15 protein-coding genes are annotated in these 15815 nt (G+C 64.0%); 9 read left to right on the top strand and 6 right to left on the bottom strand.

Going from position 1 to position 15815, the window contains the following annotated elements; translation table 11 throughout:
* Positions 1 to 6: 6 nt before the first annotated feature.
* From MTX34_RS20110 to MTX34_RS20085, 6 genes are all read left to right on the top strand, one after another.
* On the top strand, positions 7 to 426 hold the full coding sequence (locus MTX34_RS20110; protein ID WP_094686196.1) for a DUF302 domain-containing protein: 420 nt from the start codon (positions 7 to 9) through the stop codon (positions 424 to 426).
* Entirely contained in the window at positions 426 to 1199 is a 774-nt protein-coding gene (locus MTX34_RS20105; RefSeq protein ID WP_179277853.1) for a sulfite exporter TauE/SafE family protein, read from the top strand. The genes MTX34_RS20110 and MTX34_RS20105 overlap by 1 nt, the downstream gene beginning before the upstream one ends.
* A gap of 79 nt (positions 1200 to 1278) precedes the next feature.
* On the top strand, positions 1279 to 1548 hold the full coding sequence (locus MTX34_RS20100; RefSeq protein ID WP_027494148.1) for a metal-sensitive transcriptional regulator: 270 nt from the start codon (positions 1279 to 1281) through the stop codon (positions 1546 to 1548).
* A gap of 57 nt (positions 1549 to 1605) precedes the next feature.
* Positions 1606 to 2967: a rhodanese-like domain-containing protein gene (locus tag MTX34_RS20095; protein WP_094686195.1), complete on the top strand. Its 1362-nt coding sequence runs from the start codon at positions 1606 to 1608 to the stop codon at positions 2965 to 2967.
* A gap of 73 nt (positions 2968 to 3040) precedes the next feature.
* Entirely contained in the window at positions 3041 to 3463 is a 423-nt protein-coding gene (locus MTX34_RS20090) for a DUF6153 family protein (protein WP_027494146.1), read from the top strand.
* 85 nt (positions 3464 to 3548) lie between these two features.
* Positions 3549 to 4193 (top strand): DUF305 domain-containing protein, encoded by a 645-nt coding sequence (locus MTX34_RS20085; protein ID WP_243610576.1) that lies wholly within the window; start codon positions 3549 to 3551, stop codon positions 4191 to 4193.
* Between the two features lie 106 nt (positions 4194 to 4299).
* On the opposite strand, the gene MTX34_RS20080 is transcribed toward MTX34_RS20085, so the two are convergent.
* Positions 4300 to 6495: a heavy metal translocating P-type ATPase gene (locus MTX34_RS20080; protein WP_032401336.1), complete on the bottom strand. Its 2196-nt coding sequence runs from the start codon at positions 6493 to 6495 to the stop codon at positions 4300 to 4302.
* A gap of 956 nt (positions 6496 to 7451) precedes the next feature.
* Positions 7452 to 7703, bottom strand: a complete 252-nt coding sequence (locus MTX34_RS20075) for a hypothetical protein (RefSeq protein WP_032401334.1) — start codon at positions 7701 to 7703, stop codon at positions 7452 to 7454.
* Between the two features lie 296 nt (positions 7704 to 7999).
* Here MTX34_RS20075 and MTX34_RS26035 point away from each other — a divergent pair, with 296 nt between their 5' ends.
* Together MTX34_RS26035 and MTX34_RS20065 are read left to right on the top strand one after the other, a co-directional pair.
* A complete protein-coding gene (locus MTX34_RS26035) occupies positions 8000 to 9295 on the top strand; it encodes a prolipoprotein diacylglyceryl transferase family protein (protein WP_243597150.1) in 1296 nt (431 codons plus the stop codon).
* A 17-nt stretch (positions 9296 to 9312) separates the two neighbouring features.
* On the top strand, positions 9313 to 9789 hold the full coding sequence (locus tag MTX34_RS20065; protein ID WP_243610575.1) for a rhodanese-like domain-containing protein: 477 nt from the start codon (positions 9313 to 9315) through the stop codon (positions 9787 to 9789).
* A 668-nt stretch (positions 9790 to 10457) separates the two neighbouring features.
* Here the strand turns inward: MTX34_RS20065 and MTX34_RS26030 are convergent.
* From MTX34_RS26030 to MTX34_RS20045, 4 genes are all read right to left on the bottom strand, one after another.
* The gene (locus tag MTX34_RS26030) at positions 10458 to 11420 is read right to left on the bottom strand and encodes a M56 family metallopeptidase (RefSeq protein WP_094610784.1); all 963 of its coding nucleotides are present in this window, start codon (positions 11418 to 11420) and stop codon (positions 10458 to 10460) included.
* On the bottom strand, positions 11417 to 11773 hold the full coding sequence (locus MTX34_RS20055) for a BlaI/MecI/CopY family transcriptional regulator (protein WP_094610783.1): 357 nt from the start codon (positions 11771 to 11773) through the stop codon (positions 11417 to 11419). Before MTX34_RS20055 ends, MTX34_RS26030 begins: the two co-directional genes overlap by 4 nt.
* Positions 11774 to 11894: 121 nt before the next feature.
* Positions 11895 to 13394, bottom strand: a complete 1500-nt coding sequence (locus tag MTX34_RS20050; protein ID WP_094662170.1) for a multicopper oxidase family protein — start codon at positions 13392 to 13394, stop codon at positions 11895 to 11897.
* Positions 13395 to 13491: 97 nt separating this feature from the next.
* Positions 13492 to 14118, bottom strand: coding sequence for a TlpA disulfide reductase family protein (locus MTX34_RS20045; RefSeq protein WP_032375710.1), 627 nt, complete (start codon positions 14116 to 14118; stop codon positions 13492 to 13494).
* Between the two features lie 458 nt (positions 14119 to 14576).
* On the opposite strand from MTX34_RS20045, the gene MTX34_RS20040 reads away from it, so the two are divergent.
* Positions 14577 to 15764, top strand: a complete 1188-nt coding sequence (locus MTX34_RS20040; RefSeq protein WP_243610574.1) for a M23 family metallopeptidase — start codon at positions 14577 to 14579, stop codon at positions 15762 to 15764.
* The last annotated feature ends 51 nt before the right edge of the window (positions 15765 to 15815 follow it).

Here is a 15815-nt window from a genome sequence, read left to right as displayed (position 1 = left end):
TCCCTTATGAACATCGCACTCTCGACCACTCTGACCGACACCGACTTCGACACCGCAGTCGACGCCGTCAAAGCCTCCCTCGCAGATCAGGGATTCGGTGTTCTCACCGAAATCGACATGCAGGCCACGTTGAAGGCCAAACTCGACGAGGACATGGAGCAGTATCTGATCCTCGGTGCCTGCAATCCCACCCTCGCGCACCGCGCCGTCGGAGTCATGCGCCAGATCGGGTTGCTGCTGCCGTGCAATGTCGTCGTCCGCGCCGACACGAGCGCACCCGGATCGATCATCGTCGAAGCCATGAACCCCGACATCATGGTACAAGCGACAGGCGAACCAGCACTCTCCGACGTCGCGGCGGAGGCCACCACCAAGCTCCAGGCCGCCATCGACGCACTCGGTGGCCAGGACACAGCACACAGCTGATGACCCTGACGCTGGCCCTGGTCCTCGGCGTCGCCGTCGGCATCCTGCTCGGTCTCCTCGGCGGCGGTGGGTCGATCGTCGCCGTCCCGGTTCTCGTCTACGCCCTGGGAATGGACCTGTCGGAGGCGATACCGACATCGTTGCTGGTGATCGGTGTCGCCTCGGCGACCGGGGCCATCCCCAAGGTGCGGGCGAAGCTCGTCGAATGGCGACTGGCGGCGATCTTCGCGGCCACCGGTATCGTCGGCACGCTGGTCGGCAGCGTCCTGGGCAGGCATCTGCCCGAGGCCGCAGTGATGATCGGCTTCGCGATCGTCATGATCATCGCCGGGGCGCGGATGCTGCGCAGCACCGACGATGTCGGAACCGCTTGCAAGACAGGAAGTTCCGGGATCGATTGGCGGCGATGCGCACCACGGTCCATACCGACCGGGTTCGGGGTCGGTGTCCTCACCGGACTGTTCGGCGTCGGCGGAGGATTTCTGATCATCCCCGCTCTGGTGCTGTTGCTGGGAATCGAGATGAGTGTCGCTGTCGGAACGTCGCTGGTGGTCATCGTCGCCAACTCCGCCGCCGGACTGATCGCTCAGGCCGACGGGCTCGGCGGGAACTGGCCACTGACAGCCGCGTTCGCCGGTGCGGCGATCGCAGGCTCGCTGGTCGCCGGAAAACTGAGCACACGCATCGACACCGACAAGCTGCGCACGTGGTTCGCCTACCTGGTGTTCGCCGTCGCGGGCTATGTACTTGTCGACACCCTCGTTCTTTCATGACCGACTGCACACACCGAACCGATGCCCCCGGGGGTAATCTGGAAGGACTACCACCATCACACACCCTCAGGAGACCGCAATGATCGGCGACGAAGACAGCATCGCATTGGTACTCAACCGTCTGCGCCGCGCACACGGCCAACTCGCCGGTGTGATCGGCATGATCGAGAACGGACGCGACTGCAAAGACGTCGTCACTCAACTCGCCGCCGTCTCCCGCGCCCTCGACAAAGCCGGATTCAAGATCGTGGCCACCGGCCTTCGTGAATGCATGACCGGCGACACCGCAGACAACAAAGAGCCCATGACCGAAGCAGAACTGGAAAAGCTCTTCCTCGCACTGGCCTGAACGAGGACGTTTCACGTCAGAAACGAGGCCGACCCGATTACACCGTAGGAGTACCCCGTGAGCACCACCGATCCAGACATCGCCATCATCGAAACGTCGAGCCTCGGCGACCGCAGCTACCTGATCAGCCACGACGGCATCGCCGTCGTGATCGATCCCCAACGTGACATCGACCGCGTCCTGGCACTGGCCACGGAGAAGAACGCCACCATCACCCACGTACTCGAAACCCACATCCACAACGACTACGTCACCGGCGGACTCGAACTCGCACGCGCCACCGGAGCCGAATACGTTGTGCCCGAGGGTGACCCGGTCGAATTCGAGCGACGGGCAGTGGGGGACGGCGATGTCGTCGACGCGGGATCGGCGACGTTTCAGGTCATGCACACCCCGGGCCATACACATCATCACGTCAGCTACGTACTGCAACTCGGAGACGAACCGATCGCGATCTTCACCGGCGGCTCGATGCTCTACGGATCCACCGGCCGCACCGACCTACTCGGCTCCGAACACACCGACGAGCTCACCCATGCCCAGTTCCACTCGGTCCGTCGAATCGCCGCCGAACTCCCCGCCGACGTCGAGGTCTACCCCACCCACGGATTCGGTAGCTTCTGCTCCGCGACCCCCACCAGCGGCGACTCGTCGACCATCGGTGAACAGCAACAGTCCAATCCCGCGCTGACCCAGGACGAACAAACCTACGTCGACGAGTTGATCGCAGGACTGTCGGCCTACCCCGCGTACTACGCCCACATGGGCGTCATCAACACCGAAGGCCCCGCACCGATCGACCTGTCCACCCCAGAACCCGTCGACCCCGACGAACTACGCCGCCGCATCGACGACGGACAATGGGTCGTCGACCTCCGCGCACGCACCGCCTTCGCTGCCGGACATCTCGACGGTTCCCTCGGCTTCGAGCTGTCGACGACATTCGTCACCTACCTCGGCTGGCTCTACCAGTGGGGTGCGCCGCTGACCTTGATCGGCGACACATCCGATCAAATCGACGAGGCCACAAGGGAGTTGGCACGTATCGGCATCGACCACCCCTCCGGCTCCGCTGTCGGAGAGATTCATTCGCTCGCCAGCGACGGGCGCGTACGGTCCTACGAAGTGTCCGACTTCGCCGGACTCGCCGCAGAGGACTCGGACATTGCAGTGCTCGACACCCGTCAACAGTCCGAATACGCGGACGGCCACATCCCCGGTGCGATCAACATTCCCCTCCACGAACTGCCGCACCGACTCGCAGAAGTTCCCGACGGCAAAGTGTGGGTGCACTGCGCCTCCGGCTATCGCGCCTCGATCGCGGCCTCACTACTCGACCGGGAACATCGCAGCGTGGTGCTCATCGACGACGACTACAACCGCGCAACAGATCTCGGACTCGACACCTCGAAGACATGACGAAATGCTTCGACGACCGAACGCGACGAGACAGGCGTACCCCCAGGGGGTATATGTTGGTATCATCGGCCGCATGCACTCAGTGAATCGGCACGGTCGACGGGGCACAGCTCCGACGGCAGCTTTACTGATTGCACTGACGGTGTTCGGTGTCCTGTTGATGCATTCGGTGACACCGATGTCGATGCCCGTGACCGGCTCGATGTCCACATCGATGAGCGGCGGCCATGCCTCGTTCGCAGCACCGTCCCACACGGACGCCACGGTTCCGGTGATGACCGGGGAACATGACTGCCCGTCGGGGCACCAGATGATGCATCCCTGCGTCGGCACGACGGTGTCGTGGCCCGCGCTGACGGTCCCGGCGATGAGCGCAGCCCTCGACCTGGCGCCGACATCGGTGAACCGGATCATTGGACGGGCCGACTCCACGCTTGAGCGTGCGCCGCCGTGGACGTTATGGGAGTTGGACAGATCGGTGACCTTGCGAGTGTGACAGGGAGCCCGGCAGACGCGTGTCTGTCGGCGGATCGAACGACATCCAATTCTCTGCACTACCCACTCTTGCAAGGAGTTTCCTCATGCGTACCAAAGTCATTGCCTCGATCGCTGCTGCCGCCGCGAGCGCGTTCCTCGTCGTCGGCTGTAGCGACAACGCGGCCGATTCGTCGATGGACGGCCATGCGATGGGATCGATGTCCTCGGCACCGATGTCCTCGGCCCAAGCAAGCGCGTCCGCAGAGTTCAACGATGCCGACGTGATGTTCGCGCAGATGATGTACCCGCATCACGCCCAAGCAGTCGAGATGGCCGACATGGCGAACGGCCGCACCGACAACCCGGAGGTGCTGTCGCTGGCATCGGCGATCGCCGCCGCGCAACAGCCCGAGATGGACCAGATGACCACCTGGCTCACCGAGTGGGGCCAGCCCATGCCCGACATGGACAGGGGTGACATGGGTGACATGGGTGACATGGGCGGGATGGACCACAACTCCGGCAGCGGCATGATGACCGCTCAGGACATGGACGCGTTGATGGCAGCGTCGGGACCGGAATTCGACCGCCAGTGGTTGACGATGATGATCGCCCACCACACCGGCGCCATCGAGATGGCCAACACCGAAATCGCAGACGGTTCCAATCCTGACGCCCTGGAGATGGCCCGCACCATCGTCGCCACCCAGCAGCAGGAAATCGACACCATGCAGCGGCTGCTCGGCTGACCCGGCCCGCTATAGACAACGATGGCCGCATCCTCTCCGGCGGAGAAGGTGCGGCCATCAACGTTCCACAATTGTCAGGGCTGCGTTCCCGGTACGAGATCAGCTCTCACAGTGACGGTGTGCGCTGCGACGGAGGGTTGGAACTCCCCTCGTTCACCGCTCCGGTGATGGTGTCGGGTGTGAGGTCGAGTCGACGCAGTAATTGTGCGTTCGCAGCGACGATGATCGTCGACAGCGACATCAGGATCGCGCCGATCGACATCGGCAGCACGAACCCGACCGGCGCGAGCACTCCTGCCGCGAGCGGAACCGAGATGAGGTTGTATCCCGCTGCCCACCAGAGGTTTTGCTTCATCTTTCGGTACGAGGCGCGCGAGAGTTCGATCACCGACAACACCGACCTCGGGTCGTCGCTGGCGAGGATCACTCCGGCCGATGCGATTGCGACGTCGGTGCCGGCCCCGATCGCGATACCGACATCGGCCTGCGCCAGAGCCGGGGCGTCGTTGACTCCGTCGCCGACCATCGCCACCGTACGGCCTTCGCTCTGGAGTTCAGCGACGTTGTGCGACTTGTCTTCCGGTTTCACCCCGGCGAAGTAGCGGTCCACACCGAGCTCGGTGGCGACGGACTTCGCGACGGCGTCGGCATCACCGGTGATCATCACGACCGCGATTCCTCGCGCGTGCAGCGCGTCTACCGCAGTGCGTGACTCGGACCGGATCTCATCGGCGAGCGCGAGGGCACCGATCACGGCCCCGTCGGCGAGGACGTGCAGGATGATCGCCCCGTCCCCGCGCCACCGGTCGGCGACAGCGAGTTCGGATCCGTGTTCCTGCTCGAGCAGTGCCGGCCCGCCGACCTGGATCCGGACGCCGTCGACGTCGGCTGCGACCCCGACGGCGGGGGACGACTGAAAGCCGGCTGCAGCCGGGACCGTCAGGTTCCGCGCGCGTGCGGCCTCGACGATGGCACGGGCGAGTGGATGTTCGGAATCTGCTTCTGCGGCAGCGGCCAGCGCGAGAACGTTGTCGGCGGTGCGCCCGCCGGTCACCTCGACTGCGGTGACGGTGGGTTCACCCTTGGTGAGGGTCCCGGTCTTGTCGAACAGCACGGTGTCCACCGTGCGCATGGTTTCGAGTGCGAGCCGGTCCTTGACCAGAACCCCGCCGCGGGCGGCACGTTCGGTGGCGATGGAGACCACCAGCGGGATCGCGAGTCCGAGTGCGTGCGGGCAGGCGATGACCAACACGGTGATGGTGCGGATGACGGCGTCGTCGGGCATCCCGACCAGAGTCCACACCGCAGCGGTGATGATCGCGGCACCGAGAGCGAACCAGAACAGCCAGCCAGCGGCGGTGTCCGCGATGCGCTGAGCGCGCGAGGTCGAGTTCTGGGCGTCGGCGACCAAGCGGCCGATGCCGGCGAGGGCGGTGTCCTCCCCTACTGCAGTGACCTGGACGCGCAGACCTGAGTCGGTGGCGACAGTGCCGGCGACGACTTGATCGCCGTCGCTGCGGCGGACGGTGCGTGATTCCCCGGTGATCATCGATTCGTCCATGCTCGCCGATCCGGAGACGATGGTGCCGTCCGCCGGTACGCGGCCGCCGGGGCGGACGACAACGACATCACCGAGCTGCAGCTCGGACGGGGGCACCGGCACCACATCGTCGCCCTCGACGCGTTCGGCGACATCCGGGAGCAACGCCGCCAACGAGTCCAGAGCGGAGGTGGTCTGGGCGAGTGATCTCATCTCGATCCAGTGCCCGAGCAGCATGATCACGATCAGCAGGGCCAGTTCCCACCAGAAGTCGAGCTGATGATCGAGCAGGCCGAGGCTCGCTCCCATCGACGCAATGAATGCGACGGTGATCGCGAGGGCGATGAGCAGCATCATTCCCGGTGCACGGGAACGGATTTCGCTGACTGCTCCGGAGAGGAACGGAGACCCGCCCCAGGCGTACATCACCGTTCCGAACACCGGAGAGACCCAGGCAATCCACGCTGCGTCGGGCAATGAGTAGCCGAGGAGCATCGCGAACATGTTCGAGGCAACGATCACCGGAACGGCAAGGACCAGCATGACCCAGAACAGGCGACGAAACATACCGACGTGATCACCGTGACCGGTGTGCCCGCCGTGCTCTGCGTTGTGCCCGCCGGTGTCGTGGTCCGACTGCGGAGTCGCCTTCTCTGCCCCGTCCGTGTGCATTTCGGGTCCTTCTTCATGCCCGCTGTGCTGCAGTCTGTTCGGCGGATCCGTCCGCGCGGAGTCGACGTCGGAGTGTGTGTGATCGTTCATCGTGCAGTCCTCTCATCCATCGAGTTCGATATCCATTCATCCCATGAACTCGTGGGTTCTGGTTCGGCTGTGTATTCGGCGTCGAGGGCGACAATGATCTGCGCCTGGACGAGCGCGGCTGCACTGGTGACCGTGAATGTCCCTGCCGCCGCCGATAACGCGACAGTGTCCATTCCGATCACGGCGTTGACGTCGTTGCGGACCGACGACTCACAGTGGCCGTACATCGATACCGGCGTAACTGACAGTGCGTGATGATCATGCGTAGCTTTCGACATCTCGGACAACATATACCCCATAGGGGTATATGTCGATCAAGTCGAACCATACCCCTTCCTGATCTCATTGGGAAGAACCGTCAGGGTGTTGTCAACGCGTGAGCGCCAGTCGGCTGGCCACCAGGTGCACCCGCGGTCGCTGTCATGCTCACGGACGGGCATGGATGTCGATACCGATTCGGTCAAGGGGCGCATGCATCCGCGGCACAGCTGAGCCTTACAGCGACGGGCGTACCTGCACACGCGCGTGGATCATCGGCGTTCGCTGCGATTTCCGTTACGAGTCTTCTCACCGACTGGAGGCAGGGCAGGGCGAATTACGCCATGTCACGGCGCGCATGGCGAGCCCGCGTGTCGACTCTCGAAGATCGCGGAACTGCTCGTTCGGTCGATCGCTGACGCCGCAGATCGGACGGTGGAGCGATACTGTCTCGTTCACCATGGGGCTGCGGCGACGCCGATGTAGCGTTGAGTAAGTCGTAGATGGGTGTATCACTCACGTTCGGTTCCACTTTCGATCTGATCGTTTCGGTGCGCCTTCGAACGCGCCGACAGTTGCCGCTCACCGGCCCCGGGCGAGCCCTGCCCTACCGGCCAGCCGGCGCGCACCGACATATCCAGTCCGCAAACTCGGTCACATGCGGTGAAAATGCCTGCCCGTCACACCGCAGTTGCTCTTTACCGAGTGTCGGCACGCTTGCGCAGCGCAGCGGTCGCCAATTCTGCGACCGCTGCGCGATAGAAATCTCGATCTATCTCCCCGGCCGCGAATCTACGATCGAGGATTTCCTGCGCGTCCTCCCCCGATTGCGGGCGAGCGGACATCAGCCGAACCGCACCCCAGATCAACAGAGCGATCACGACCAGCCAGAACGCGGCCATTCCTGCCATCATCGTCCATCCGCCACTCATGGTGCCCATATTCATCATTGCTGCTCCTCACTCTCGCACCAGCCACCTGCTGACCTGCGGAGTGTGGTCATCCCGCAGCTCCTACTATAACGCTTAGTAGTTCAGCTACTATCGAGCATAGTAGTTGACTGCTGTCGAGACGCCGTCGCCCGGACAGGCGATGATGGAGGCAACCTGTGGGAAAGAAATCCAGCAAGTCGCGATCGAAAGCGCACAAACGACGAACCACGGCGACACGATCCGGGGGCGGCCCACCGGCTCCCCACCCCGGTGCCATACGTACTGAGCCCCAGCCAAGGCATCCCCTCTCAGCGGTGGCCCCACATTCTGCGGTCAGCGTCGCCGCCGCCGATTATCTTCGAAGCAGGGGCCACTCGCCCGGCAGCGGTGCACTCCATCCCACTGTCGCCCGGGCTTTCGCGCCGGCCTCCACTACCCCACCGCGAGCGTCGGCCCAGGCCGCAGAACCGACGATCGATACTGCAGCGCCGCCGGAGCGCCCACGTGCCCGCACGCCTGAAGCTGTTGCGCCCGCACCGCAGAGTTACGCACCCAAGCGCTCACCAGCCACCAGTTGTACCGATGAGATTTCCCAGGTCGAGCCGCTGGGGCTTGCGGTGACGTACTGGGGTGTCGGCGGGGCCGATGCCGAGCCCAGCCACGACGTGGCGATTCGCTTCACTGGATCGCGGGTGGAAGTCGAGGGCCATGCATCGACCGAGAAGGTCGGTTTCGATCGGACTCTGGTCGTGAAATCACGTCCTGCCGCTGGAGGCCGGTTCGCCGCGACCACCCGTATTCAGGGCATTGCCAGCGGGGAGTGGGAGGTGAGTGCGCGACGCATCGACGGGGGCGCAGACAGTAGCGAACGGCAGCAGAACTCTGTGCTCACCGCGCGCACTGCGCTACTGACATACGGTCCCGCTGTGCGGGTGTGGAGTTGGCCGGCGTTGGTAGCCGCGGGAGCGGTGGTTGCATTGATTGTTCAGGGATTCCTGCTCTCACGCATGGATGCCAATGTTGCTGCTGCTGTTGCAATTTCAGCTCTGAGTTGCGTTTTGGGATATATCGGTGCCAAGGTTTGGTACTTGATCTTGCACCGTCGACCGATATCTACTTTCATCCGCGCAGGAGCGTGCATACAAGGCTTCCTCCTCGTTTCGCTCGGCACCTTGGTCATCGGCGGAGCACTCGGGGGTATGGACGTCGGCGCAGTCCTGGATGCAACCACCCCGGGATTGTTTCTCGGCATGGCGATCGGTCGTCCGGGATGCTTCTTGGCGGGCTGCTGTTCGGGGCGTCCGACTCGATCTCGGTGGGGCCTGTTTTCGTCCGATCGCACCCTGGCGACGAGGAGGATTCCGGTTCAGCTCTACGAGGCCGCTGCAGCCCTGTTGATCGCGGGAGTTGCGCTCGCCGCGGTACTTCAGGTCGACCTTCCCGTCGGAGGGCTGGTCTTCCTGGGGAGTATTGCCGCATACACATTGGTCCGGCAAGGCCTGTTTCTGTTTCGAGTGGACGCGCACACTCGTCGAGGCCGACTCACTGTCTCGCTCATCTGCTGCGCGGTCCTCATCGGCGTCCTCGCAGCGTCGCAGGTGCTCTCGTGATCACCGAACGTATTTTTATGCGTGTGCCTTTCGGTGATCACCTCGATGCGATGGCACCGCATTCGGTGTCCCGATCGACGCTCCGTAGTCCGGCATCGATACTGACTGTCCTCGTCCTTGCACTCGCTGGATGTACCGGCGGCGAGGCCACTGAGCCCACCGCGTCAATGCCCGTTGCTACACGGGCAGAACTGCTCGATCCCGCTGACTTCGCCGCCGCAATCGCCGATCCCGGCCGAGTCACGATCAACGTCCATACCCCCAACGAGGGCCAGCTCCCTGGAACCGACTCGAGCCTTCCCTTCGACCAGATCCGACAACAGGCCGCGACGTTGCCGCCCGACCGGACCACACCGCTGGCGATCTACTGCCGTACCGGGACAATGAGCGCCACCGCGGCGAAAGACCTGGCCGCTCTCGGCTACACCGATGTCGTCGAACTACAAGGCGGCATGCTCGCGTGGCGACACACCGGACGAACCATCGAAGAATGATCAATCACCTTCCGCAGTGCCGACCCCGGAGGTTGATCACCAGAACGTGTCCGATGAAATCGAATGCCGAGATCGTCTTGGTCAGGGTTTACCAGGTCGGGACCGGACAATTCGCCGATGGTCCCGCTACTGCCGGGAAGTAGTCGATATCGGTTTGCCACCGGGCGCAACGGAGTCGAACGGGCCCCCTCCCCGTACCGCCGAATCAGAACCTCTCGCGCATGCTGTCCCGCTCAGCGCTACCAGCGCAGGGATGCCGCCGCTTGCGGAATGCCTTCTCGGCGGTGCTTCGGCTCCGTCGGCCAACTCGCTCACGAGCAATAGCGTGTGGACGTGCAGGCGCGCGATGACAGGCCAAAAACGAGACGGCGGCCGCCGGAGGACGCGGGCGCTCTACACCGAGGAGTACAAGCGTGAGCGCCGCCGTCAAGGTCGGGGTTGGGTGGTCCTGATGGCGGGTGTCGTGATCGGTGCGACCCACGTCGTAATTCATCTCGGGCAGCTTCGGGTCACTTCCGAGCGCCGGATGGCAGGATCTCGCGGTCGGCTATCCGATGGCGATGGTCCTCGCGCTCGTCGGTCTCATGATGATCGCTTCCCGCACCCGAAAGCCGAGGGGCGAGTATTGCGGACTCGCTCCCGTGATCTGTAGTGCCGCGCGGGGCATTTCATCCCACCGCGCAGGATGCCAACGTCATGGCCCCCAGCAGGGCCACTACTGGTAACGCAGGCAGGGCAACGGCGGTGCACGCTACGAACGCCCGCGCCCACCGGAGGGGAGCATGCGGGATCACTCGGTCCACGGCGAGACGATCGAGCCGCACAACGGTGGCATCGGAAACCATACCGAGGGCGGGCAGAGGAACAGGGTGCGGGCGCAGCGAAGTCAGAGCGCGCCGCACGGGGTCTCGTCCGTGCGAGCGGGCTGCGCGGGCGTCCGCGTCGAGTTCGACCAGAGCGCGCACGAGCGAAGGTGACGCTCGCATGATCGGTAGCCACGGAAACGCATAGGCCACCGACTCGGCAATGCCTACGAGCAGATGATGCCGGCCATCGATGTGTGCACGTTCGTGTGCGAGGACCGCCTCGACTTCAGCAGGCGTCAACTGCGTACGTAGCCCCTCGCTGGCCACGACCATCGCCGGTCGTCCCGCGACGCTGTACGCGAGAGGACTGTCCAACGGAAGCCACAAGGTCGACGCGGGTTGATTCGAACCGGAAAACCCGACGCCTCCAGCGATGATGCGCAGCAGATCGATGTGCCGCTCGTACACTCGCCGTCGCTCACACACTGCGCGCCTCAGGTGAATGATCCAGCGGACTGCGCCGCAGCCCAACATCGCAATCCCGACAACCCCGACGATGGCCTCGACGCGGGCAGGTATGTCGCCCTGAAGGGCGAGCCAGCATTGGTGTGCGATGTCGACCAGGGTCGTCACGCCCCCATGACTGGGGATCGCACTGAGCACGACCGGTACCGCAATGCTGACCAAGGTGCCCACAACGAGCGCCGACCACGTCAAGAGCGTGACGTGCGCATCGATACCTCTGTCGATCATCGACCTCATCAGCAATGGCGCGGCAGCCGCAACCAACAGCCCACCGAGGGCCCACAGGAGTACGGCAGTCACCTCTTACGCTCTTTCAGACCGCGGGTGAGCACCTTCGATTCGTCATCGGAAGCGCCGCGGGCGAAGTGCAGCAGCACGCTCGTCGGGTCGCCGGTCGATTCGAGAAGTATTCGCAAGGCGTCGGAGGCGGCTTCTTCCCTGCTTCGGGTGGCTTCGTACCAATATGCCCGTCCGTTGCGTTGTCGGTGTACCCAGCCTTTACGGTGCAAATTGTCGAGCACCGTCTGAATCGTGGTGTACGCCGGTTCTCGACCGTCCTCGAGTTGATCGATGACATCACGAACCCGGACTGCGGCGCTGGTATTCCACACCACGTCCATCACCAGAGCTTCGAGCTCTCCCAAACCCTGCATGAGTGCCTCCTAGGCGCGTGTTCACTCTATCCCGTCGAACGAGCCAGCTACGTGATCCTTCGGTAGCGAGCACCCTGGTCCGAGAGGTTTGCATGCCTCGAACACGAATGCGGCCGTAGGCTCACGCCAGGTAGGACACCGATGTCATCATTCCCGCTTCCCCGTGATAGAGGTTGTGGCAGTGCAGAAGCCACTGGCCGGGATTGTCGGTGTCGAAGTCGACTTCGACAGTTTGGTTCGGCAAGACCAGCGAGGTGTCCTTCCGGGGGCCTGATCCGGCACCGTTGACAACCTCGAAGGTGTGTCCGTGCAGATGCATGGGATGAAACATCGTGGTGGCGTTGACGAAGCGAAGTCGTACTCTTTCGCCTTCGCGAACGTCGAGGGGGGTGTGCTGCTCGTACGTCTCACCGTTGAGCGTCCAGGTGTACCCGCCCATCTCCATCCCGAGAGCGATGTCGTACGTGCGATCCGGCTCGCGTGCGGACAAGCGGACCGTATCGAGCGACCTCAGTCGATCAGCCATCACCGGGGCTGCAGAGAGTTCGGCAGGCCGGACTGAGGACTGCGGCGCGGCGCCTGGCCCGGTACGCAACACAGCGAACCCGCTCCCGTCCTTACCTTCCGCGGCGGCGACAATCGGAAACGCCCCGTCCTGCAAGGTGATGATTGCGTCGTAACGCTCTCCCATCCCTATCAACAAGCATTGCGCCTGCTCGGGCTGAACCGGAAATCCGTCGCTGTGAGTAACAGTGAGAGGATGCCCCCCCACTGCGAAACGGAAGGCCGTGTCGGCAGCTGCGTTGATGATGCGCAGGCGCAGCCGCTGGCCCGGCCGTCCGCCGAGCACGATGGGATCGGCCCCGATCTTGCCGTTGATCAGGTAGTACGGGTAGCTCACGTCGCCGGTGTCGCCACCGAGAGGCGACTGGGCGGTGGGCGCGCTCATCGACATGCCGCCCATCGACATGCCCTCGCTGCGCAGCCGTTCGAGTTCTCGATCGGGGTCGCCGGCTACCCCGTCGAGCCAGTCGTCGAGGACCAGGACGGCTTCGAGGTCGTAGTCCGAGCCGTCGGCGGGGTCCTCGACGATCAGCGGTGCATACAGTCCTCTGTCGAGTTGGGTACCGACGTGAGGGTGAAAGAAGTACGTGCCCGCGTCGGGCACGGTGAAGTCGTAGCCGAACGAGTCACCGGAAGCCACAGCCGGCTGAGTCAGGCCCGGCACTCCGTCCATGTCGTTGCGCAAGGCGATTCCGTGCCAATGGATCGTCGTCTCCTGCTCGAGGCGGTTGTCGAGCTGTGCGCGCAACACATCACCTCGGCTCAGGCGAATCTCGGCACCGGGGAGTCTGTCGCCGAAAGTCCAGGTCTGTACCTGCACTCCGCCGAGGTCGATCGTGCTGGGCTGAGCACTCAAGGAAATATCGACTTGTCTGCCGGTAGCCGAGCGGCGCGCGTCCTCGGCCTGTCCCACCACATCGGAGTCCGGTCCGACGACTGCTGTTGCGGACGAGCCATTGCCGCATGCCCCCAACACGACGGCACTCGTTCCGGCCGCGCTCAGCGCGAGAAAGTTGCGGCGCGTGAGCGAGAACGCACCTGCCCGCTGCCCGGTCATACACATCTCCCAATTCTGTAGAAGTCCGTCCGCCGGCGGGCGTTCGATCCTCGCCGCGTTGCTGGTGCTGGTGCTCGTGCTCGTGCTCGTGCTGAGATCAGCGCACAAGCGCTGTTACCGCCTCCCGCACCTGACTCGGGTCGTAGAACACCGGCGTCGAGGTGATGCGCTCGATCGTTCCATCGCTCTGGACCAAGAAACTCAGGGGCAGGACAGGGGGCGCGTCAAGTGTCTGCAACGCCGCGTCGGCCTGATCGAACGAGGGATAGTGCACTCCCAGCTCGGTGAGCAGGCTCAATGCCGCATCGGCATCGTCTTGGACGTTGAGACCGACGACCCGAACCGCATCCGGTTCTGCGGCGTACTGGGCCAGAACCGGAATCTCCTGTCTACACGGACCGCACCACGACGCCCAGACATTGAGCAATGTGGGTTGCCCAGCCAGGGAGGTCCCCAGATCGGATAAGTCCGACGTTCCCAAGCATCGTGCGGACGTACCGACGAGCTCGCCAGTTACGGGGGACGGAACCGGCGACGAGGTCGGGCACGGCTCGAGGGCAGCACGGGTAGCGATCACTGCCGACGGGAGATCCTCGTCCTCGACGTGAGGTGCCGATCCTGCGGACCCCACCGACTGGGTCGAGGGATCTCGAGACCACAATGCCAGCGCTCCAACAACTGTCACGATGACGATGATCGCAAGTAGGGACCAGCGTGTCGTCACCCGCTGCACCCTGCACCTCTGTCTCGTTCACCTCGACGATGTCTTCCGGTCTGTCAGCGTCATACTACACGATCTACTATCTTCGATAGTAGCAACGTGGATCCTGCACGCCGTCAACGCTTTCGCGGTCCCCTTCGCCCTCGGGCCTCACAGTGCCAGCACACAGCTCTCCGGCCGTTCGCCGAAGACGACCGTCCCCATCGAGGCGCACGATGAAGGCCGTCCAGCGACGCCGAGTCCTTCTGGCGCAGAAGATATTACGTACATGAACTTCGGCTCCCGAGAAACAACCCGACGATCGAAATGGGTCGCAGGGTGCGAATGTTACCGATGTAATTCACTGTGACTGATGGTGCTTGTGCGGAAAGGGTGTAATAGTGATGCGGCGTGTCGCCTTGACTCGAAGGCGACCTGAATTACTGCCAGGTATGCAGTTGCCGTCCAGGAGGACCACCGACATGAGACCTCTGCCCTCGTCCTCGTACATGGCGCACCGAACTCGGTGGGGTACTCGCATCCTCGTCGGTACCGCGTTCGTGGGAGGCATCCTCGCGCTGGCACCCACGGCGTCTGCAGCCCCGGACGCCGATCCGGCTGCGCCGCCGCCTGCCTTCCCCGCGCAGGCCCAATCGGACCCGCACGTCCAACAGGAGGTCCTCGATCTCGTCGTCGGCGCACTACGCGAGATTCGCGCCAACGGCGCTCTCGACGACCTGGCCGGCCCACAGAGCCGCATCGTCTCCTGCCTCGTGGGCACGATCGGAGCCACCGATACAGCTGACGGACCAACGGGAGCCCTTTCGCGACTGATCCCCTGTCTCGCGCCGATCGACGACATCGACCCCACAGTTCTCCCCCGACTGGTGTCGTCGATGGACGTCGCCACACTTGCATCCACACTCGCGGCCGCCGAGACTCCCCACGATCCGGCCACCCCGCACACCTCGTCGCGCGGACATGCGGCGGTCCCACCCGGCAGGTCGAACGCCGAGCCCTCGACCGAACAACCGACCGCCCAAGGCACCCAGGACACTCAGGACACTCAGGACACTCAGGACCCCGAGTCGGCCGCCGACCCGTCGACGCCCGAACTGCCCGCGCTCGAACCCGACGCCACTGTGCCTGAAACGTCGGCACCCGGCACGACATCTGAAACAACGACACCCGAAACCACGACACCCGAGGCGGGCGATCATCCGTCGGCCGCCCCGCAATCCCCTACCGGCACAACAGGGTCGAGCAACGGAAAGTATCGTGCGCCGACAACAGGAACGTTGACCTCGACCTTCGGCGACGGCCGCGCCCATCAAGGAATCGACATCGCCAACTCCACCGGTACACCGATCGTCGCCGTTGCGGACGGCGAGGTGATCAGCGCGGGACCGGCCCAGGGCTTCGGACTCTGGGTGCGTATACGCCACGATGACGGCACCGTAACGACCTACGGGCACAACAACGACAACCTCGTGACCGTAGGTCAACGCGTCACTGCTGGTGAAGAAATTGCGACGGTAGGAAACCGGGGTATCTCCACCGGTCCACATCTGCACTTCGAGGTCGACACACCCGCCGGCAACAAGGTCGACCCCAGACTTTGGCTCGCGGAACGCGGAGCCACCATCACCGGTTCGGACCGTGACTCGTAGTCGAGCCTCGACCGCACGGCCCGCCGATGGGAACGAATTCCGCACTGTTGC

The sequence above is a fragment of the Rhodococcus sp. ARC_M5 genome (genome assembly GCF_022810405.1).
GTDB classification, from domain to species: domain Bacteria; phylum Actinomycetota; class Actinomycetes; order Mycobacteriales; family Mycobacteriaceae; genus Rhodococcoides; species Rhodococcoides navarretei.
The sequence above is the reverse complement of the archived record's forward strand: the minus strand, read 5'-3'. Positions and strand labels throughout refer to the sequence as shown.